The sequence below is a fragment of the Ferrovibrio sp. GW821-FHT12D07 genome, assembly GCF_058807275.1.
The window spans coordinates 531,601-549,084 of record NZ_JBXAQN010000002.1; the positions used below are offsets into that span (position 1 = coordinate 531,601).

Consider the following 17,484-nt stretch of genomic DNA (forward strand, 5'->3'; position numbering starts at 1 on the left):
AAAATGGCCATCTCAACTTAAGTCAAACACTAGATTCATACTCTAATGTAATTTCAATAACCCTGAATGATAGCGCTAGAGACTGAGTGATAGTTAGAAAGACTAGTAGACCTTTTTGGTCGCACGATTTCGCGCTAATCGCTCCTTTTGATATATTTCTATTTGTGAGATGCCCATCCTAAGAACTTCTGTTTTGACCACGCTTTTCGGGTCAGAACTTTCTTTGCATTTTTTAAAGCAACGCTACCGCCACTTGGCAGGCCAACTTGATATTTTAGCCCCTGATACCCCAACGCCTGGAAATCCATAAACAGTCTCAACGCAGCGCCTCTGAGAAACATATTCTCAGACCTACCATGCAAAACTCGTCCATATCGAGGGCACGCCTTCAATAGGTAAGCAATAGAGCCCTCTAGATTCTCCCTAAACGTCCCCGTTTTTCGCAATCTTTTAAGATTGTATCCATGCGCAGTTGCATAAATCTCTTGCTGTCGCATCTCGAACTTCTTTCGTCGCTTCAAGAAGTAAATAGTATGTCTATGTAGCTCAGCGACATCCCCGCCTTTATTAGGGTCCCAGCCAAGATCGCGTAGCGCCTCGATTACCCTGGGCTTAGGTAATCCGCTCTTCTTCTCACCTTTAACGGTTCGCTTAGTTCCGCGCGCGTTGTATGCAGCCCAAGCCGCCTGGAGTTCATCGTGGCGGTAAATTTTTAATTCATAGAATCCATACCCCAAGATGCTTCTGTACCACTTCTTTTTCTTCTTCATATGATTGAAATGGTTGCGTTGACACCTCCGGTCCCGAGAAATGCTCGCCTCGATGTCGTCTATGACGTTATCATTGTCGATGTAGTGGACAGATATGAGTGGCGTCTCGAAGAAGACGCGGCCCTCAAATTCCTTGAACGATGCCCAGACCCGTTCAGCATCAACGATGGTGTGAAGCAGTCGCGTTATAGGACTGACTAATAATCGGCAGGGCCGCGCAACGCTGCAAACCGTCAACTCATGCAACAAATCCTTATGAAATGGCCTTACAAGGTCAGGCGATCTCATGATGTGCTTGTACTCGGCAAGCCTCAAACGGATGAGGCCATCACTCTTAAAATCTCCCGTATCAAAAATTCCACTGTTAATCAGCCATTTGACCTTACGGTTAGGAATAAGCTGCGCAACCGCGCGAACGGCCTTGCGGTGCCTCTCCTCTGCATCGACATTATCGTCATCAGCGAAATGTCCAATTTTTCCTGAACGCATAACCATTGGTTTGCCCGCCTGATTCTCTATAAATTAGCAACCGGCCCGCGCATTAACGCCGCACCGGTATGTGAATCAGGTTTCCTTTATCTGTATTCATGCGAACAAGTGCCCCCGTCCCGCCTCGGCCGGACGTCGGTCGAATGGTGATATTCAAAGACCGTCCTGTTTGATGGCACTGCAAGAACTGGTGATAGCTTGCTTCATCTAAAGTGATCACCACCGCTCGTATCGAAAGAGAGTCGCCTTCTTGGCGTTGCGCGACCTCACCTTCTTCCACACCTATCTCTGTTGTGCTCCCCTGGTCTGTGACGACCATAGAATCACCCTGCCGAGCAGCTTGTTCAGAGGGCTCAGACGCATCTGGTCTGACCTCAGATATCACATCTGAAGCCTTTAATTTTTCGACAGCCTTGTCTCTTCGCTGATCCCGTCGAGCGCGAAATGCTTGAGCCAATGCAATCAAACCATAAGTCGGACTTATTAGCTGACCAGGCGGAATATTCTGAGCAATCGCTTCGTCCGCGGCGTCCGCATAGTTCTTGATCACCTGCTTTGTCGCCCCAAGCATTACCCGTCGCGCAACCAAAGCCGATGGCCTTGATCCGATTGATATGCCGCGCGGACCTTCTGCAATAGCGCCCACTAGCCTTCGCGCAAAATCCCCTGAGGACGACGCAAGTGCTGTGCCAATAACAATGGTGGTTAGGATTTGTTTTCTGAAATCCTCTGATCTCGACTGATATTCTCTCGCACTCCGCCAGTTGCCCTGACCTTCGCTGATCAAATCATCGAAGTCACACTTAATATCGTGCTGCATGGAATAGCTGCAGGCGATTTGTATGTGTGCTTCAGAGCACTTGAAGATGATGCCGGTGGAGGGGGCGAGACTAACCATGCCTTCGCCGGTCAAAATTTTTACCAATCACCCCTTTGTGCGAAACCTCAGGAAGACCCGCAAACCACCGCTCAGCCTCCTCGACCTTAACGACCGTGCGCCCGAGCACCCGATGCGCCGTAATATCGCCGCGGCGCACTAGGTTATAGAAGGTCGCGCGACATATCCCGAATTGCTCGATGAACTCACGTATCGTAAGCGCCCGCTTCGCAAGCCCTAACTTTTCCTTTGGTTCCGTGTGATTTTCGTTTCCATCGTCCATACCCGCAGACTGCAGGACCTTTCGCTCGGCGTCACGAAATCTGTTTGGGAAAATTTAGCCGAAGGTCTCAGCTAAATTTTCCCAGACACCAGCATAGACCTCAGAACCGTCTCGATTCGAGATACTGGAAAATCTTCCAATTCGCACACCCGAACCAGAACAGCGCAGAAATCGTGGAACGATCCTTTGTTTCGAGATCGCGTGATTTTCTTTTTGGTGTGCGTCGCCCAGGTCTTTGTCAGTCGCTTAACAAAATTGGCCGCAAGATTTTCTTTGGGCCGCCTTTTCTCTTTCTCATCGACTGACTCTTGGTCCGATAAGTCTTCTTCTTCAGCCGGCAATTGCTTCCGGAGGCCCTGTGCAAGCGCCTTTGCATGGTCAAGCAATTCTTTCCGAGAGCTTCGGAAGGAAAACGCGACCGGCGGAATCGATTCCAGCTCAGCTACAAATTTATCAGCGTCTGAAGCGCAGCGAGCAATCTGCCTCCCCCATGCTTCAATCAATGTCGATGGGTGACTTTTCGCAAAAGCCACGGCATTCAAATACTTTTCAATATCCTCATGAACATCAGTCCAGAAATTATCACTCACAGACAATGATGGGATTTGCCCCAAAATGTCCGCTTTGTGCTTTTCAGTCAGCGTGAATTTTACGTCTCGTAGCAGGAGACTATTCGCCAATCCGTCCTGTATCGACACTAATGTCTTTTGCTTTTTGGGTTTCGTCATTTGGCTTCTCTCGTTTTTTACCCGTCACGTAGTCGGCCCATGCACGCATCAGGGCATGTCTCTTATTGAACAAATCGCCACGCCGATACGCGGCCTCGACTTTGTCACCTATTGTATGAGCAAGGGCCATTTCAGACACATCTCGACTGAATGTTGTTTGCTCTGATGTCCAGTCTTTAAACGTAGAGCGGAACCCATGCACGGTGATCTCGGTACGCCCCATTCGTCCCAACAAGACCAGCATTGCCATATTCGAGAGATGCCGATCATTTTTAGTGTTTTGAAAAACATATACACCCTTGTAAGAGGGTATATATCGCTGCATATCCTTCAATTGCCTGAGTAAGGTCAGCACCTGCGGTGCTAATGGCACGCGATGCTCCCGTCCAGCTTTCATTCGATCACCGGGGACAGTCCAAACTTTATCCGCAAGGTCGAATTCACTCCATTTGGCTGCGACCACCTCGCCAGTTCGAGCCCCCGTGAGGATCAGAAATTGGAGAGCCCGTGCGGCAACGCTGTCCATCAAGCTAACTTCACGGAAAAATGCAGAGACAGCCCTATAATCTAGCGCAGGGTGATGCTTTACCTTCTGCACCTTGCTGCGCTTGGGCAAGAGATTGTCCAAATGCCCGCGCCAACGCGCTGGATTATCACCAGATCGGTAGCTGTGGACTGTCGCCCAACTCAATATTGCTTCTAGGCGACCTCGAACTCTTGATGCAGTCTCGGTGCGCGTTTCCCATAGCGGTTTTAGAACCTCCATGACGTTGGATGTCGTAATCTTCCCTATCGGGGTACTACCTAGTGTAGGGAAGACATAGCGTTCCAGTGTGGCCGACCATTGCTCAGCGTGCTTCTCATTCTTCCAACCGAGCTTGTGCGCCTCTATGTACTTTTCAGCACAAAACCTAAGCGTAATCTCCTCCTCAGCTCGATCCGCGCGTCGCTTTTCGCGTCTGCTATCAATGGGATCTATGCCATCGAATATCTGCCGCCGACATGACAGCGCCTGTAACCGCGCTTCGGCCAACGACACCAAGTCTATTGGTCCAAGGCCCATCGCCCTGGAGCGTTTATTTATGCTGTATCGAAATATCCACGATTTACTGCGGCCTAGAATCTGAAGATAAAGGCCGCCGCCATCGGCGTACATGCCAGGCTCTTTCAAGCTTGCGACCCGAACCGCGGACAAGCGGCCGGATTTAGGGATTCTCATTTTCTCACCCACACTCCAAATATCAACTGGAGGTTGGATGTTGGCATTTAGCCTTAGACAGGTCTAGAGAGCGATCTCTATTAAACCGTTATTTTTCAATATGTTAATATACACCCATAGACACTCATAAACACCTATAGATTGCATATGTGGAGCCACCCTCTCCGCCAATATCCACTTTAAATAGCTGAAATTGCTTGAGCAGGCCGATAGCTTGCCTGGCCCGGGATGAGGATCGGCATCAACAGCACCAGTGGCGCTGCGCAGGCCTCCCATCCGGATCGAATGTATGATCTCAGATGAATACTTTGCGGATGCGCGACGAGACCATGTCGACGCCGCTGACCAGCAGGATGATCATGATCATCACCGCACAGGTCTGGGCGAACTGGAAGCCGCGGATCACTTCCCACAGCACCACGCCAATGCCGCCCGCCCCCACCATGCCGACCACCGATGCGGACCGTACGTTGGATTCCAGCCGGTAGAGGGAATAGGACGCCCAGAGCGGCATCACCTGCGGGATCACGCCGTAGACGATCTCTTCCAGTATATTGGCCCCGGTCGCGCGAATGCCTTCAACCGGCTGCGGATCGATAGCTTCTACGGCCTCGGAGAACAGCTTGGCCAGCACGCCGGTGGTGTGCACGAACAGCGCGAGTGCGCCCGCGAAAGGACCGAGGCCGACAGCGACAACGAACAGCATCGCGAAGACCATTTCATTGATCGAGCGCAAGGCATCCATCACGCGGCGTACTGGCTGATGAACCCACCAAGGCGAGATATTGGCCGACGCCAGCAGACTGAGCGGCACGGCAAAGACGATCGCCAGTAGTGTGCCCCAGATGGCAATATGCAGCGTCACCACCAGTTCGCTGACGTAATAGCGCCACTCGTGGAAATCGGGCGGGAAGAAGTCCTTGAGGAAGGTCGCCATATTGCCAGCGTCGTTGATCAGGGCCATCGGGCGGATTTCCGCACCTTGATAGGACCAGACCAGCATGGCCGCAATCAGCCCATAGACCACTAGCCTGGCCAGCGATGCTTTGGCGCCCTGCCTGGGCGGATGGATCGGATGGATCGGAGCAGACAGCACGGTGTTCATGGCCATGACAAACCTCAAGCGGAAAAGAAAACCGGGACGGCCTGCGCCGTCCCGGCCCGGTTCAGATCTTACGACCCCATCTGCTTGTTGAGTTCGGCAAGCTTGGCTTCGATCTCGGCCAGCCTCTTGCTCTTTTCGTCGGCGGCCATGTTGGCATCACCTTCCAGCTTGATCTTGTCGCGGAACAGCGCGAGCTGACGGATCGGCAGGAGCTGCCTGTTCGAGGATTCCTTGAACGGACCCCACTGCAGATCGGTCAAAACCTTGGTCTCGGTGGCGACCTGCTCGGCGCTCTTGCCGGCAGACTGGGCGCCATAACCCATGAAAAAGCCCTTGAGCTTGGCCTTGTCGGCATCAGCCAGATCCTTGCGCCAGACAATCGGGTCGGACGGGATCAGCGGCGACTTCCAGATCGCCTTGACCTCGGCGGCCTTGGCCGGCTGGGTCTTCTGCAGGCGCTCCATGTTCTCTGTGTTGTTCGTGGCGATATCAACCTGCTTGTTGGCAACAGCTAGCGCATTGGTTTCATGATTGGCGGCGACGACGCGGCTGAAATGCTTGCGGATGTCGACGTTGTTCTGGCCCCAGGCATAGAAGCTCGGCACCAGGAAACCCGAGGTCGAATTCGGATCGCCATTGCCGAAGGTGTACTTGCCCGGCGCGGCCAGGATGTCCTGCAGTGAATTGATCGGGCTGTCCTTGTGCACCAGCAGCAGCGACCAATAGCCCGGCGCGCCATCCTTGGAAGTGGTCTGCACGAAGATTTCACCATCGGCACGGTCGACCGCTTGCATGGCCGAGGCGTTGCCGTACCAGGCCAGTTGCACCTTGTTAAAGCGCATACCCTCGATCACACCGGCATAGTCAGGGGCGAAGAAGGCATTCACCTTCATGCCGGTCTGTTTCTGCATGTCGGCCAGGAATGGCTCCCAGATGGTCTTGAGGTTCGAGCTCGACTCCGTCGAGATGATGCCGAAGTTGATTTCCTTCAGGCCTTGAGCAAAGGCATGGCCCGGGGCCGTGGCGGCGAGGCCCAACGCCAGGGTGGCGGTGGTGGCCTTGAGCAGCATATGACGCGACATGGTCAGTCTCCTGTTGTTATCTGAAATCGTTGGTATGCAAAAAAACAGTGGCCGTCAGGCCAACGCACCCTGCATGCGCGGCAGCAGGCGGTCATCTTCCTCGACCGCATGACCAGCCTGTACGGGCAGCTCATCGCTGATTCCGGCGATCTGGCCACCCGACAGCGCACCGAAGTCGAGATCACTGTCTTCGCCATAAATGCCGCGCAGCAGCGCCGCCGTCACTGCCGAAGACGGACCGTCGAACATCACTTTTCCGTCGCGCAGCGCCACGACGCGCTTGCAGAATTTGAGAGCGAAATCCACCTGATGCAGCGATACGACGACGGTGACATCATCGCTGCGGTTGATGTCGGCCAGGGCGGCCATCACTTTGCGCGAGGATTCTGGGTCCAGCGAGGCAATCGGTTCGTCAGCCAAGATGACCTTGGCTTCCTGGACCAGGGCGCGGGCAATCGCCGCGCGCTGCTGCTGGCCACCGGACAGGGTGGAGGCACGCTGGAAGGCACATTGGGCGATACCGACGCGATCCAGCGCGGCCACAGCCTTGCGCCGCTGGTCGTCGGTGAACAGCCGGAACATGGTTCGCCACAATGGCATGCGGCCCAGATTACCGGCCAGCACGTTGGTAATCACCTGCATGCGTCCAACCAGATTGAACTGCTGGAAGACAAAGCCGATGCCGGCGCGGGTCTGACGGATGCCTGCAGCGATGCGGCCATCCTGCTGTACCATGCGGCCATTCACGGCGATCTGCGCAGTGGCCGCGCGGTCGCCCGGCATCAGGCCGGCGATATGACGCAACAGGGTCGACTTGCCCGAACCGGACGCGCCGATCAGGGCTACCATCTCGCCTAATTGAATGGTCAAATTGACGTTGTCGAGAGCACGCTTGCCCGTACGAAAGGTTTTCGATAGATGGGCGATCTCAATAGCGGCGCGCATGCGATTCCCCGTGATCCAGGTACCAGGAGCGCTGATAGCAATGCCGCATGACAGTTCGATTACGGATCGGGGACGGCGGGGTGAAATCCCGGCAGTGCCCCGCACCGGCCGGGTTACCCACAGGATGTTATCGCGCGTTGTCTAGGAAATCGCCGCATGTCGCACCGTTTCGCTCTGTATACCGCGCCGCCAGCCAACCATCCGCTGCATGGCTATGCCGCGCGCTGGCTGGGCCGCGATCCCGAAACCGGCACCAACCATCCTCCGGTTCCGGCGGCCGGCCTGCCCTTGTCCCGTCTCGCCACCCTGACCGCCGAGCCACGACTGTACGGATTCCATGGCACGCTGAAGCCACCCTTCCGCATGGCTGATGATTGCGACGAGGCCCAGCTCATCATAGCGGCGGAACGCTTTGCCGCCACGCGGGCCCCAGTACGGACCGCTCCGCTGAAAATGGCCGCCTTGGGCAGCTTCCTCGCCCTTTGCCCATCGATGCCATCACCGGAGCTGGATTCACTGGCCGCCGACTGCGTGCGCGACTTCGATCGTTTCCGCGCGCCGCTCACCGATGCTGAACTGGCGCGCCGACGCAAAAGCGGCCTGACCGAGCGGCAGGAACAGTATCTGCAGACCTGGGGATATCCTTACGTGATGGAGGAGTTCCGACTGCATTTCACGCTGACCGGACCGGTCAGTGATGCCACCGAGCGCGAAGCCCTGCTGCGGCATTTGGGGCATGCCACAGCCACGTTCACCAGCGATGACTATGTGGCCGAAGAGCTTTGCCTGTTCGTGCAACCTGCGGCCGACGCGCCCTTTCGCATCCTTGGGCGCTACGCCTTCGGCGGCTGAGAGATCAGGCCAGTTTCAGGGCGACAGCGACGATCTTGCGGTAATGCGCCAGATTGGGCGTCTTCAGTCGCGGCGTCTTGGCCGCATCGTCCCAGCGCCGCAGCATCACGGCATCCTGCGCGAAGGACTGTACGATAAAACCCGCGGCTTCGGCCTCACTGTAGATACCGCCCTGTACCTCAAGGCTGGTCTTCGAACTCTGCGACAGGCCAGACCAGTAATGTGGATCGACGCGACAGAGATAGCGCTTGGCATCCACATGCAGGCGTACCGGCGCCACGACAGCTTCGGAAAAATGCCGACTGATCCAGTCGGCAGCAATTGTTTCGTGGTGGGCATCAACGACCGTCTCGGCCAGGCCCTCATCACCGTCGTCAACCAGATGGCCTATATCATGCAGCAGTGCCGCCGTGATCAGTTCCGGACTCGAACCGACGCGTTCGGCATGCATGGCGCATTGCAGGGCATGCTCAAGCTGGCTGACCCCCTCGCCGCCGTAACGCTCGGTGCCGGCTTTTTCCAGCAGGGTCATGATGTGATCAAGAATCTGCATGACGTCCCCTTGTTCACATGACCCGGTTGCCGGCCCGCCAGACAGCGCGCACGACTGGCGTATCATCCACCATGCTGACGCGGATCATGTCGCCGCGCCTGCCCACTTCCAGAGCGCCGCGGTCGGTCAGGCCGACCGCATCGGCGGGATTAGCCGAGACCATGGCAACGGCCTGCGGCAGGCTGATCCCGGGCACTTGCCGAGGCACCAGGAAGGCCGACAGCAGCATGCTGCTGGGCACATAATCCGACGAGATGATGTCGAGCTCACCGCTTTCGGCCAGCGACCGCGCAGAAATGTTGCCCGAATGCGAACCGCCACGCACAACATTAGGCCCGCCCATCATCACCTTCATGCCATGCTTGCGCGACAGCTTTGCCGCTTCATGCGTGGTCGGGAATTCCGCCACCACCATGCCATCGGAGGCCGCCTCGGCCACATGGGCCGGTGTGGCATCGTCGTGACTGGCCAGCGGCAGGCCCTTGGCACGGCAGAGTTCAACCACCGCTCGGCGATTCTGCGCGCCGTGAGCGGCAGCTGCCGTGATCTGCTCGTGCATGAACTTGTCCATGGCCTCATCGGAAAGGCCGAATTTCCCTTGGTAATACTGGCGGTACTTTTCCGGATTGACGAACTGCCGCTGGCCCGGCGTGTGATCCATGATTGACACCAGCTTGAGCCAGCTCAAGGACGACATTGGCTCAACCAGACTCATCAAATCCTTGAACGACACTTCACAGCGCAGATGCAGAAGATGCTCGGCGCGCAGCATGCCGTCTCTCTGGGACGCCTCAATAGCCGTAATCATCTCGCGCAGGATTTCCATGCGCACGGCACCATCGCGCACATCGCCAACCGCAACCGCATCCATCACCGTGGTGATGCCGGCCGCCGCCACCTGCGCGTCATGATTGATCACGGCCAGCTTGGCCGGCCAGCGCACGCCGGGGCGGGGCGCGAAATGCTTTTCCAGATTGTCGGTATGCAGTTCGACCAAGCCCGGCAGCAGGTAATCACCATTGAAATCCACGGCATCGCGGGCAACCGTCGGCTTGGTGTCGATCTCGGCGATCACGCCATCGCGCACCAGAAGGGTACCGGCAATCTCGACCTCGCGCCCCATAATCTTGGCATTGGTGACGACCAGATCAGGATTCATGCCGCGACTCCTACAGATTCCATGGGCAACAGGCGGGTTGTGATGGCGGCACGGGTTTCCGCATCGTGCACGATGGCAACGATGGCGGTCCCGCGGCTGCGGGCATCATCGATCAGTTCGATGACAATTTTACGATTCCGTTCGTCCAAAGACGCGGTGGGTTCATCCAGCAGCAGCACCGGATAGTCGGCGCAAAAGCCCCGGGCGATGTTGATACGCTGCTGCTCGCCGCCCGAGAAGGTAGCCGGAGGCAGGGTCCACATCTTTTCCGGAATCTGCAGACGAGTCAGCAGCCCGGCCGCCCGTTCGCGCGCCACCTCTGCTCCGGCGCCCCGGGTCAGCAGCGGTTCGGCCACGATATCCAGGGTGGAAACGCGGGGGATCACCCGCAAGAACTGGGTGACATAGCCCAGCGTGCGACGGCGAATATCCAGCACCACACGCGGCACGGCGCCGACAATATCGGTCAGCGCCCCGTCATGCCGGATCAGGATATGCCCCCGCTGCGGCCGATAATTGCCGTAGATCGAACGCAGCAGGGTGGACTTTCCCGCACCAGACGGACCATGCAGGGTGACGCATTCGCCGCCGGTCACACTGAGCGACGTATCCTGCAACACCGGCAGGGCGATACCCCCGCGTAGATGCAGGATGAAGGTCTTTTCCAAATTCTCGACCCGGATCATCTCGGTGCCGGTCATATTCGTCGCCATCATGTTCATCCGGGCCTCACACACTCAGCACCGAGGAGACCAGCAACTGCGTATAGGCATGCCGCGGGTCGTCAAGCAACTGGTCGGTCAGACCCGCCTCCACCACCTCACCCTGGCGCATCACCATGAGGCGGTGCGCCAGAAGACGGGCCACGCCCAGGTCATGCGTCACCACAATCACAGCCACGTTGTATTCTTGCACCAGCCGGCGGAGCAAATCGAGCAAGCGGGCCTGCACCGAAACGTCCAGACCGCCGGTCGGTTCATCCATCAGCACGATGCGGGGCCGCGTCACCAGGTTGCGAGCAATCTGCAAGCGCTGTTGCATGCCGCCCGAGAAGGTGCGCGGCAGATCGTCGACCCGGTTCGCGGCAATCTCGACCGCCTGCATCCAGTCCAACGCAGTGTCGCGCAGAGAGCCATAGTGTTTCTGTCCCACGGCCATCAGCCGTTCGCCAATATTGGCGCCAGCCGAAAAATCCATGCGCAGGCCATCGCGGGCATGCTGCTGCACAAAGCCCCATTCGGTGCGCATCAGATGCCGGCGACGGGCATCAGAGGCCGAGGCCAGGTCGATGACCTCCCCCGCTCCGGTACGATACAGCACCTTGCCGGCGTCAGGCTGGATGCGGCCGGCAATGGCATTCAACAGTGTCGACTTGCCCGAACCAGACTCGCCTACGATGCCCAGAACCTCACCAGGCCAGAGCTCAAACGACACATCACGGCAGGCGACCTGCCGGCCGAAGCTTTTCTGCAGCGATTCAACGCTCAGGAGCGGCATCTCGATCATTCGGCAGCCTCAGCCTTATAGGGCGCGCTCATCCGGCCAGTATGCCCGGCTTCGCGACGTTCACCGCAGTAATCCGTATCCGAGCAGACAAACATGCGTCCGCCACGATCATCCAGAATCACCTCGTCGAGGAAGCTATCGCCTGCACCGCAGAGCGCGCAGTCCTCCGGCCAACGCTCGATCTCGAAGGGGTGATCCTCGAAATCCAGTGGTTTCACGTCGGTATACGGTGGCAAGGCATAGACGCGCTTCTCGCGACCCGCGCCGAACAACTGCAGGGCAGCATTCATGTGCAGTTTCGGCGTGTCAAATTTCGGAATCGGTGAGCAACGCATCAGGTAGCGGTCATTCACTAATACTGGATAGTCATAGGCTGTGGAGATATGACCGTGCTGGGCGATATCCTCATACAGCTTTACATGCATGACGCCATATTCCGACAGCGCATGCATCTTGCGGGTCTCGGTCTCGCGCGGCTCCAGCCAGCGCAACGGCTCCGGGATCGGCACCTGATAGACCAGAATCTGGTTTTCCGACAACGGTGTTTCCGGCACGCGATGGCGTGTCTGGATCAACGTCGCCTCACGGGTCTTCTCGGTGGTCGCGACGCCGGTCATGCGTACGAAGAAGCGGCGAATCGATACGGCATTGGTGGTATCGTCGGCGCCCTGATCGATCACCTTCAGCGTGTCGGCGCTGCCGATCACCGCTGCCGTCACCTGCATGCCGCCAGTGCCCCAGCCATAGGGTAGCGGCATCTCCCGACTGCCGAAGGGCACCTGATAGCCAGGGATCGCCACAGCCTTCAGGATTGCACGCCGCAGCATGCGCTTGGTTTGCTCGTCCAGAAAGCCGAAATTGTAGCCATCGAGCGTGGCTGAAGCCTGATAGTCCTGCTGCATGGCAGTCATTGCGCGGCCTTCTCGAATGCAGCAGCAGCCGGCTCCGTCTGCGCGGCAAGTTCAGCGCGCATGGTGCGCACCAGCGACAGTTCCGCCTGGAAATCGACATGATGCGGTAGCTTGAGATGCTGCACAAAACCCGACGCTTCCACATTGTCGGTGTGATAGAGCACGAATTCCTGATCCTGGGCCGGAGCAGTGATGTCCTCACCCAGTTCTTCGGCCCGCAAAGAACGGTCGACCAGCGCCATCGCCATCGCCTTGCGTTCCGCATTGCCAAAAGCCAGACCATAACCTCGGGTGAATTTCGGCGGTTCGGTTTTCGAGCCCCTGAACTGGTTCACCATCTGGCATTCAGTAACCGTGATATCGCCGATATCGACGGCGAATCCGAGTTCGGGAATGTCGATCTCGATCCCAACAGCACCGGAGCGGATTTCGCCCACGAAGGGATGCGACTTGGCATAGCCGCGCTGGGTGGAATAGCCCAACGCCAGCAGATAACCCTCGTCGGCTCGCGCCAGATTCTGCAGGCGCACATCGCGGCCGGCCGGGAACATCAGCGGCTCGCGTGTCAGATCGCCCACGGTGCTGTCATCAGCATCGGGCAGTTCGCGCTCGATCAGGCCCTCGGCATTCAACAGGTCGACAACCTGCGGCAGATGGCCATCCAGCGCACCCTTTCCTATCGCCGTCTCCGGCAGTGTATCGCCCGTCATCAGCGAGAAATCGAGCAGGCGATGGGTGTAGTCAAAGGTCGGGCCGAGCAGCTGCCCGCCCGGCACATCCTTGAAACAGGACGAGATCCGGCGCGACACCTGCATCACCGATGTATCGATCGGCCGTGATACGGCAAAGCGCGGCAGCGTGGTGCGATAGGCACGCAGCAGGAAGATCGCCTCCACCTGGTCCCCGCGGCCCTGTTTCAGGGCCAGCGCCGCCAGATCAGGGTCGTAGACTGATCCTTCCGTCATTACCCGGTCAACGCCGAGACTGAGTTGCTCGCGAATCTGCGCCACGCCCAGTTCTGGTACCGCAGTATCGCCGCGGCGATCCTCGGCCAGTAACTTGTGGGCATTCTCGATGGCGGCCTCGCCGCCCTTCACGGCCACATACATGTCAGGCTCCCATCATGGTAATGGCAGTGCTGCGCGGCAGCCCGACCAAGGTCTTGCCGCAGGCGAGATAGAGATCGAGCCCGCGTGGGAAAGCACTGCCCAAGGCCATGCGCTGCTGCCAGACTGCCGCTGGTAAGCTGCAGAGCGGCATCGTGGCGCTGTCCTTGATTCCCGGGCCACGCAAGGTCATGGCCGCCTCGCCATCCAGTGACGGCACCTGCACCAGCAGTGTGGCGCCGCGTTCGGGCGCCTCGTCGGTACCAAGGCTGAAACCGTCCAGAGCCGATATCCGCGTCGCGTCCAGCAGGACGATCGCAGCTTGTGCCGGATCGGACACCACCGGTGCACCGGTATGGAAGCGAAGCCAATCGTGAATGGCCGCTACGTCAAGGCCCGGACCCAGCCAAACCGGTGTATCGAGATCACAGAGCGTCAACATGGCGGCGGCCAATGCCGGTACCAGCCCCTCGGGATGGTCGGGGTCAACGGGCAAGGTCACACGCAGCCCCGGGCGGACCATCGCATCAAGCAGGGCGCGGAAGCTTTGCTGACTTTGCTGCACGGTATCGTCGAAACCGGCGATAGGCGCAATCATGCTGCTCATGATCAGTCCTCCCCGCGCACGAGGGTGAAGAAATCGACCTTGGTGGCGGCGATCTTTGCGTCACGGCTCTGCCATGCCGCCTGCAGGTCTCGCTCGACTGGCGCAACCAGGTCGCGCTCGACCTGCGCGCTGTGTGCCAGCGTCTGCGCCAGCGCATCGAACAGCGCCACCAGTTCGGCCTTGCGGCGATCGCGGCCCTGCACATAGCCGACGCCCATCTGGCCACCCAACGTCTCGTCGAGCGCCACCACGCAGCGCGTCACCGTCATCTCACCCAGATTGAAGCGCTGACCGACACCGCCGGCGCGCGCACGCACCATCACGAGACCGGTCTCGGGCTGCTTCAGCCGGCGATAGGCTGGTGCTGCGCCCAGGCTCTGCCAGGCAGCTTCGAGCTGGTCGCGATCAGCGCGGGCCAGCAGCCGCAGGCGGCGTTGACGCTCGGCTGTCGCTGGAGCTTCGGGGGTGATCGTTGGGGACGCCGTGGTCATACAGACCTCTTGTGCAAATGTCTAAATTCATCTAGACATCTATATATCTATCCCTTCAAACTGATTCCATCAAGCCATCTCTTGGCGAAGCTTTTATGACGGTGACCCAGATGATGCAGGGCAAGATCGAACGGGGCAGCGGCATGGCCGTCTGGCGCCAGATTGCCGCCGCGATCGAACAGGCGATTCGCCGCGGCGACTACAAACCCGGCTTGCAGTTGCCCACCGAGAAAGAGCTGTCGCGCAGCTTTGGCGTCAATCGCCACACGGTGCGACAGGCGATGAACCGCCTGTCGGAAACCGGCCTGGTGCAGATCGAGCAGGGCCGCGGCATGTTCGTCGCCGACAGCTCGCTCGATTACCCCTTAAGCGCCCGCACCCGCTTCACCGAGAATCTGCTAACCAAGCAGAAGACTCCGAAGCGCGAGTTGATCCGTGCCGAACAGGTCAATGCGCCGGCCGAAGTTGCCCGCGCGCTTGGCGTCCCCACCGGCGCGGCGCTCTGGGAGATCGAAACCCGCAACAGCGCCGACGACCGCGCTGTCAGTGTCAGCAGTCACTTCTTCTCGGTCGACCGCTTTCCCAACATGCCCGATCTTTTCCGTCGCAGTGGCTCGATTACCGGTGCGCTGAAAGCCGGCGGCGTCGCCGACTATCATCGCCGGACCACGCGCATCATGGCGCGCCTGATCACCGCCAGCGATGCCCGCCTGCTGGAGCTGCCGCGTACACGGCCGGTCCTGGTGAGTGAAACGGTGAATGTCGATGAACGCGGCAAGCCGGTGGAATTCGTACGCGCGCGCTTTGTGGCCGATCACATCACCCTGACGATCGAACACGAGTAAGCTCAGCCTTGTCGTGAATGGCAGAGCCACGCCACGACACATGCCTATTCTTTGACGGCCCCGGTCATGGCCGAGACGTAGTGCTCGACAAAGAATGCATAAAGAACGACCAGCGGCAGTGACCCTACAAGGGCGCCTGCCATCAGCGATCCCCAGCGGTAGATGTCGCCATCGACAAACTCGTTGACGATGGCTACGGGGACCGTCTTGTTCTGGACGGACTGCAGGAATGTGAGGGCGTAAATGAACTCGTTCCAGCACAGCGTAAAGCAGAAGATGAATGCCGAAATCAGGCCCGGCACCGAAAGCGGCAGGACAATCCTGGTGAGAATCTGCCACCGCGAAGCGCCGTCGATCAGGGCGCACTCCTCAAGCTCATACGGGATCGTCTTGAAGTACCCCATGAGGAGCCAGGTCGAAAACGGGATCAGGATGGTCGGATAGACGAGAATGAGCGCCAGAGGACTATCGAAAAGCCCGTAGTTGAAGACGACGGTGGCCAGTGGAATGAACAGGATCGACGGGGGCACGAGGTAGGCGAGAAAGATCAGGCCACCAACGGTCTGCGCGCCCTTGAAGCGCAGGCGCACGATGGCATAGGCGGCCAGGACGCTGGCGAAAATCGACAATGCCGTCGCCGCCGCGGCGACATACATCGTGTTCCACAGCCATCGCGGATAGTTGGAATCGAACAGAAGTTTTTTGATGTGCTGGAATGTCGGATCCCAGGTCCAGAAAGGACTAACCCGTTCCATGTCCAGAAGCTGCTCGTTCGGCTTGATGGAAGTGAGCGCCATCCAGTAGAACGGGAATAAGAGAATAATGAGGAACAGCACCAGCGGCAGGTACAGGGTGACCAGCCGTCGCGGCACAGACTCCAGATAGCTCATTCCATCGGAATGATCATCTGCGGCAACGCTGGCCTTACCCATTGTCTTGACGTCAGTCATTGTCAGACCCCTGCTGCCATTTCCGCCGTTGCAGGCCAAACCATGAAATCATGATGGCCCCGAGCAGGAACGGAATCATCGCCGTAGCGATAGCCGCGCCCTCGCCAAGTTGTCCGGCAATGATGCCGCGCTGATAGGACAGCGTGGCCATAAGATGAGTAGCGTTAACCGGTCCGCCGCGCGTCATTGCCCATATCAGCTGGAAATCCGTAAAGGTGAAGAGCACCGAGAAGGTCATCACCACAGCGATAATCGGCGTGAGCAGCGGATAGGTGATATGGCGGAAGCGCTGCCAGGGCGTGGCGCCGTCAAGCGTTGCAGCTTCATAGAGCGAGGGCGAAACCGTCTGCAGACCAGCCAGGAGCGTGATGGCAACGAAGGGAACGCCGCGCCAGATATTGGCGAAGATTGTCGACCACCGCGCATTCCAGGGATCGCCCAGGAAATCGATATTGGTCGTAATCAGTCCGAGCTTCTTCAGGGACCATGAGAGGATCGAAAACTGCGAGTCGTAGATCCACCAGAAGGCGATGGCCGACAGAACTGTTGGCACAATGAACGGGATCAGCACCGCAGCACGGATGAGGGCCTTGAATGGAACATGCTTGTTGAGCAGCAGCGCCAGATAGAGGCCTGCCGCGAACTTCACGGCACTGGCGACGATCGTATAGAGTAGTGTGTTGAAGACCGACAGCCAGAAGGTTGAATCACCCTGCAGCCACTCATAATTCTCAACCCCAATGAACACGCCACCACGGCCAATGCGGGTGTCGGTGAATGAAAGCCACACGCCGAGGCCCAAGGGGTAGGCGAGGAATAGAACCAGAATCCCCAGGGCCGGCAGCATAAACCAGTAGCCGAGCCAGGTGCGATTCGACTTGAGCTGACTCCATGCGCTGACCTCCATCTTTTGTGGGGGGCGCCGGACCATCGGCTTATTGGCCATATCTACCATGCTGTTCCCGATCAATGCCGTCTGAGGGATAACAGATGGCCACGGGCAGAA

General features: G+C 58.2%; 20 protein-coding genes. 2 read left to right on the plus strand and 18 right to left on the minus strand.

What is annotated here, in order from left to right:
• Positions 1 to 158: 158 nt before the first annotated feature.
• The 8 genes from AC1RRE_RS14395 to phnC form a co-directional block, all read right to left on the minus strand.
• Positions 159 to 1,265 (minus strand): hypothetical protein, encoded by a 1,107-nt coding sequence (locus tag AC1RRE_RS14395; RefSeq protein ID WP_492981879.1) that lies wholly within the window; start codon positions 1,263 to 1,265, stop codon positions 159 to 161.
• A 46-nt stretch (positions 1,266 to 1,311) separates the two neighbouring features.
• Entirely contained in the window at positions 1,312 to 2,157 is an 846-nt protein-coding gene (locus AC1RRE_RS14400) for a hypothetical protein (protein ID WP_492981880.1), read from the minus strand.
• A complete protein-coding gene (locus AC1RRE_RS14405) occupies positions 2,150 to 2,419 on the minus strand; it encodes a helix-turn-helix transcriptional regulator (RefSeq protein ID WP_492981881.1) in 270 nt (89 codons plus the stop codon). Before AC1RRE_RS14405 ends, AC1RRE_RS14400 begins: the two co-directional genes overlap by 8 nt.
• Before the next feature lie 71 nt (positions 2,420 to 2,490).
• A complete protein-coding gene (locus tag AC1RRE_RS14410) occupies positions 2,491 to 3,147 on the minus strand; it encodes a hypothetical protein (protein ID WP_492981882.1) in 657 nt (218 codons plus the stop codon).
• Positions 3,089 to 4,366: a tyrosine-type recombinase/integrase gene (locus AC1RRE_RS14415; protein ID WP_492982941.1), complete on the minus strand. Its 1,278-nt coding sequence runs from the start codon at positions 4,364 to 4,366 to the stop codon at positions 3,089 to 3,091. The genes AC1RRE_RS14410 and AC1RRE_RS14415 overlap by 59 nt, the downstream gene beginning before the upstream one ends.
• 295 nt (positions 4,367 to 4,661) lie before the next feature.
• Entirely contained in the window at positions 4,662 to 5,477 is an 816-nt protein-coding gene (phnE, locus tag AC1RRE_RS14420; protein WP_492981883.1) for a phosphonate ABC transporter, permease protein PhnE, read from the minus strand.
• 62 nt (positions 5,478 to 5,539) lie between these two features.
• A complete protein-coding gene (gene phnD, locus AC1RRE_RS14425) occupies positions 5,540 to 6,553 on the minus strand; it encodes a phosphonate ABC transporter substrate-binding protein (protein WP_492981884.1) in 1,014 nt (337 codons plus the stop codon).
• Positions 6,554 to 6,607: 54 nt separating this feature from the next.
• Positions 6,608 to 7,498 (minus strand): phosphonate ABC transporter ATP-binding protein, encoded by an 891-nt coding sequence (phnC, locus tag AC1RRE_RS14430; protein ID WP_492981885.1) that lies wholly within the window; start codon positions 7,496 to 7,498, stop codon positions 6,608 to 6,610.
• A gap of 156 nt (positions 7,499 to 7,654) precedes the next feature.
• On the opposite strand from phnC, the gene AC1RRE_RS14435 reads away from it, so the two are divergent.
• Positions 7,655 to 8,350 (plus strand): DUF1045 domain-containing protein, encoded by a 696-nt coding sequence (locus tag AC1RRE_RS14435; RefSeq protein WP_492981886.1) that lies wholly within the window; start codon positions 7,655 to 7,657, stop codon positions 8,348 to 8,350.
• Between the two features lie 4 nt (positions 8,351 to 8,354).
• Here the strand turns inward: AC1RRE_RS14435 and AC1RRE_RS14440 are convergent, their stop codons facing one another.
• Genes AC1RRE_RS14440 through phnG form a run of 8 tightly spaced genes read right to left on the minus strand, consistent with a single transcriptional unit; the run spans position 8,355 to position 14,683 of the window.
• The gene (locus AC1RRE_RS14440; RefSeq protein WP_492981887.1) at positions 8,355 to 8,903 is read right to left on the minus strand and encodes a phosphonate degradation HD-domain oxygenase; all 549 of its coding nucleotides are present in this window, start codon (positions 8,901 to 8,903) and stop codon (positions 8,355 to 8,357) included.
• Between the two features lie 13 nt (positions 8,904 to 8,916).
• Positions 8,917 to 10,062 (minus strand): alpha-D-ribose 1-methylphosphonate 5-triphosphate diphosphatase, encoded by a 1,146-nt coding sequence (locus AC1RRE_RS14445; protein WP_492981888.1) that lies wholly within the window; start codon positions 10,060 to 10,062, stop codon positions 8,917 to 8,919.
• Entirely contained in the window at positions 10,059 to 10,778 is a 720-nt protein-coding gene (gene phnL / locus AC1RRE_RS14450; RefSeq protein ID WP_492981889.1) for a phosphonate C-P lyase system protein PhnL, read from the minus strand. The genes AC1RRE_RS14445 and phnL overlap by 4 nt, the downstream gene beginning before the upstream one ends.
• Before the next feature lie 13 nt (positions 10,779 to 10,791).
• Entirely contained in the window at positions 10,792 to 11,568 is a 777-nt protein-coding gene (phnK, locus tag AC1RRE_RS14455) for a phosphonate C-P lyase system protein PhnK (protein ID WP_492981890.1), read from the minus strand.
• On the minus strand, positions 11,565 to 12,479 hold the full coding sequence (locus AC1RRE_RS14460) for an alpha-D-ribose 1-methylphosphonate 5-phosphate C-P-lyase PhnJ (RefSeq protein WP_492981891.1): 915 nt from the start codon (positions 12,477 to 12,479) through the stop codon (positions 11,565 to 11,567). Before AC1RRE_RS14460 ends, phnK begins: the two co-directional genes overlap by 4 nt.
• The gene (locus AC1RRE_RS14465; RefSeq protein ID WP_492981892.1) at positions 12,476 to 13,588 is read right to left on the minus strand and encodes a carbon-phosphorus lyase complex subunit; all 1,113 of its coding nucleotides are present in this window, start codon (positions 13,586 to 13,588) and stop codon (positions 12,476 to 12,478) included. Before AC1RRE_RS14465 ends, AC1RRE_RS14460 begins: the two co-directional genes overlap by 4 nt.
• A 1-nt stretch (position 13,589) precedes the next feature.
• The gene (phnH, locus tag AC1RRE_RS14470) at positions 13,590 to 14,192 is read right to left on the minus strand and encodes a phosphonate C-P lyase system protein PhnH (RefSeq protein ID WP_492981893.1); all 603 of its coding nucleotides are present in this window, start codon (positions 14,190 to 14,192) and stop codon (positions 13,590 to 13,592) included.
• 2 nt (positions 14,193 to 14,194) lie between these two features.
• Positions 14,195 to 14,683 (minus strand): phosphonate C-P lyase system protein PhnG, encoded by a 489-nt coding sequence (gene phnG / locus AC1RRE_RS14475; RefSeq protein WP_492981894.1) that lies wholly within the window; start codon positions 14,681 to 14,683, stop codon positions 14,195 to 14,197.
• Positions 14,684 to 14,778: 95 nt separating this feature from the next.
• Here phnG and phnF point away from each other — a divergent pair, with 95 nt between their 5' ends.
• Entirely contained in the window at positions 14,779 to 15,528 is a 750-nt protein-coding gene (gene phnF, locus AC1RRE_RS14480; protein WP_492981895.1) for a phosphonate metabolism transcriptional regulator PhnF, read from the plus strand.
• A 44-nt stretch (positions 15,529 to 15,572) separates the two neighbouring features.
• Here phnF and AC1RRE_RS14485 read toward each other — a convergent pair whose 3' ends face one another.
• Complete coding sequence (locus tag AC1RRE_RS14485) at positions 15,573 to 16,478, minus strand: carbohydrate ABC transporter permease (protein ID WP_492981896.1); 906 nt, start codon at positions 16,476 to 16,478, stop codon at positions 15,573 to 15,575.
• Positions 16,471 to 17,424 (minus strand): carbohydrate ABC transporter permease, encoded by a 954-nt coding sequence (locus tag AC1RRE_RS14490; RefSeq protein ID WP_492981897.1) that lies wholly within the window; start codon positions 17,422 to 17,424, stop codon positions 16,471 to 16,473. Before AC1RRE_RS14490 ends, AC1RRE_RS14485 begins: the two co-directional genes overlap by 8 nt.
• Between the last annotated feature and the right edge of the window lie 60 nt (positions 17,425 to 17,484).

Excerpts from the sequence above, each read along its gene's own strand:
- AC1RRE_RS14395 (WP_492981879.1), bottom strand. The coding sequence starts at position 1,265 with ATGGTTATGCGTTCAGGAAAAATTGGACATTTCGCTGATGACGATAAT.
- AC1RRE_RS14400 (WP_492981880.1), bottom strand. The coding sequence starts at position 2,157 with ATGGTTAGTCTCGCCCCCTCCACCGGCATCATCTTCAAGTGCTCTGAA.
- AC1RRE_RS14405 (WP_492981881.1), bottom strand. The coding sequence starts at position 2,419 with ATGGACGATGGAAACGAAAATCACACGGAACCAAAGGAAAAGTTAGGG.
- AC1RRE_RS14410 (WP_492981882.1), bottom strand. The coding sequence starts at position 3,147 with ATGACGAAACCCAAAAAGCAAAAGACATTAGTGTCGATACAGGACGGA.
- AC1RRE_RS14415 (WP_492982941.1), bottom strand. The coding sequence starts at position 4,366 with ATGAGAATCCCTAAATCCGGCCGCTTGTCCGCGGTTCGGGTCGCAAGC.
- phnE (WP_492981883.1), bottom strand. The coding sequence starts at position 5,477 with ATGGCCATGAACACCGTGCTGTCTGCTCCGATCCATCCGATCCATCCG.
- phnD (WP_492981884.1), bottom strand. The coding sequence starts at position 6,553 with ATGTCGCGTCATATGCTGCTCAAGGCCACCACCGCCACCCTGGCGTTG.
- phnC (WP_492981885.1), bottom strand. The coding sequence starts at position 7,498 with ATGCGCGCCGCTATTGAGATCGCCCATCTATCGAAAACCTTTCGTACG.
- AC1RRE_RS14435 (WP_492981886.1), top strand. The coding sequence starts at position 7,655 with ATGTCGCACCGTTTCGCTCTGTATACCGCGCCGCCAGCCAACCATCCG.
- AC1RRE_RS14440 (WP_492981887.1), bottom strand. The coding sequence starts at position 8,903 with ATGCAGATTCTTGATCACATCATGACCCTGCTGGAAAAAGCCGGCACC.
- AC1RRE_RS14445 (WP_492981888.1), bottom strand. The coding sequence starts at position 10,062 with ATGAATCCTGATCTGGTCGTCACCAATGCCAAGATTATGGGGCGCGAG.
- phnL (WP_492981889.1), bottom strand. The coding sequence starts at position 10,778 with ATGATGGCGACGAATATGACCGGCACCGAGATGATCCGGGTCGAGAAT.
- phnK (WP_492981890.1), bottom strand. The coding sequence starts at position 11,568 with ATGATCGAGATGCCGCTCCTGAGCGTTGAATCGCTGCAGAAAAGCTTC.
- AC1RRE_RS14460 (WP_492981891.1), bottom strand. The coding sequence starts at position 12,479 with ATGACTGCCATGCAGCAGGACTATCAGGCTTCAGCCACGCTCGATGGC.
- AC1RRE_RS14465 (WP_492981892.1), bottom strand. The coding sequence starts at position 13,588 with ATGTATGTGGCCGTGAAGGGCGGCGAGGCCGCCATCGAGAATGCCCAC.
- phnH (WP_492981893.1), bottom strand. The coding sequence starts at position 14,192 with ATGAGCAGCATGATTGCGCCTATCGCCGGTTTCGACGATACCGTGCAG.
- phnG (WP_492981894.1), bottom strand. The coding sequence starts at position 14,683 with ATGACCACGGCGTCCCCAACGATCACCCCCGAAGCTCCAGCGACAGCC.
- phnF (WP_492981895.1), top strand. The coding sequence starts at position 14,779 with ATGACGGTGACCCAGATGATGCAGGGCAAGATCGAACGGGGCAGCGGC.
- AC1RRE_RS14485 (WP_492981896.1), bottom strand. The coding sequence starts at position 16,478 with ATGACTGACGTCAAGACAATGGGTAAGGCCAGCGTTGCCGCAGATGAT.
- AC1RRE_RS14490 (WP_492981897.1), bottom strand. The coding sequence starts at position 17,424 with ATGGCCAATAAGCCGATGGTCCGGCGCCCCCCACAAAAGATGGAGGTC.